Annotated in this window: 1 rRNA gene and 1 pseudogene; both read left to right on the top strand. The window is 61.2% G+C overall.

The features are described 5' to 3' along the window. Positions 1 to 193: pseudogene (locus I59_RS00940) on the top strand (23S rRNA (adenine(2503)-C(2))-methyltransferase RlmN); the annotation flags it as partial. Positions 194 to 737: 544 nt separating this feature from the next. Next, positions 738 to 1,212 (top strand): 16S ribosomal RNA (locus I59_RS00930); the annotation flags it as partial.

Raw genomic sequence — 1,212 nt, 5'->3', positions numbered from 1 at the left:
CGGGCGGGGATGGGTGCACGTGAACCCGATCCCGCTCAACCGGACGCCCGGCTCCGTGTGGACGTCGTCCGAGCCGCACGTGCAGGACGAGTTCGTGCGTCGGCTCAACGCCGCCGGCATCCCGACGACCTTCCGCGACACCCGCGGCAAGGAGATCGACGGGGCGTGCGGCCAGTTGGCTGCGGCTGAGTAGACGGCTGGGCAGGTCTGCCTGGAGGCACGGTGCAGGTTCGCACCTGGGCCCACGCCGCCGGTTCCGAGGCGACGCGCCAGCGGCGGCTCGGCCGTGCCGGTGGGGAGCCTTCCGTCGTTCCCGGGGGCGCCCCGGCAGCCGCGGGCGCGGCTCGAGTACCCCGACTTCCGCGTGGTTCCGGGGAAGTCGGGGTACGACACGCCCGGGATGCGACCCGTGTTGGCGCTCCTGTTCACCTCTGCGTAAAGTAATCACTCGTTGCCGCTGAGGCGGAGAACGGAACGGCCGGAACGGTCGCCTCCGAGTCTCGCCCGGGCAACCAACCAGCCTCTCTGACGATGCCCGCTGAACTGCGGACGGAGTGGGGAGTGCGTCTGGTCCTTGAGAACTCAACAGCGTGCACATTGTCAATGCCAATTTATTGACCCCGTGGCTCATCTGATGGTGAGTCCGGAGACAATTCCTTTTGGATAGACAGAATTGTCAGTTGACAGTTCTTTTTGTCAGTATCAACTCGCTGACACTTCGGTGTTGGTTGTAATTTTTTACGGAGAGTTTGATCCTGGCTCAGGACGAACGCTGGCGGCGTGCTTAACACATGCAAGTCGAACGATGAAGCCCAGCTTGCTGGGTGGATTAGTGGCGAACGGGTGAGTAACACGTGAGTAACCTGCCCCTGACTCTGGGATAAGCGTTGGAAACGACGTCTAATACTGGATATGACTACTGGTCGCATGGCCTGGTGGTGGAAAGATTTTTTGGTTGGGGATGGACTCGCGGCCTATCAGCTTGTTGGTGAGGTAATGGCTCACCAAGGCGACGACGGGTAGCCGGCCTGAGAGGGTGACCGGCCACACTGGGACTGAGACACGGCCCAGACTCCTACGGGAGGCAGCAGTGGGGAATATTGCACAATGGGCGAAAGCCTGATGCAGCAACGCCGCGTGAGGGATGACGGCCTTTCGGTTGTAAACCTCTTTTAGTAGGGAAGAAACGAAAGTGACGGTACCTGCAGAAAA

The organism is Curtobacterium sp. B8 (genome assembly GCF_000333315.1).
Lineage (GTDB): Bacteria > Actinomycetota > Actinomycetes > Actinomycetales > Microbacteriaceae > Curtobacterium > Curtobacterium luteum.
This window is presented reverse-complemented; position numbering and strand designations above follow the sequence as displayed.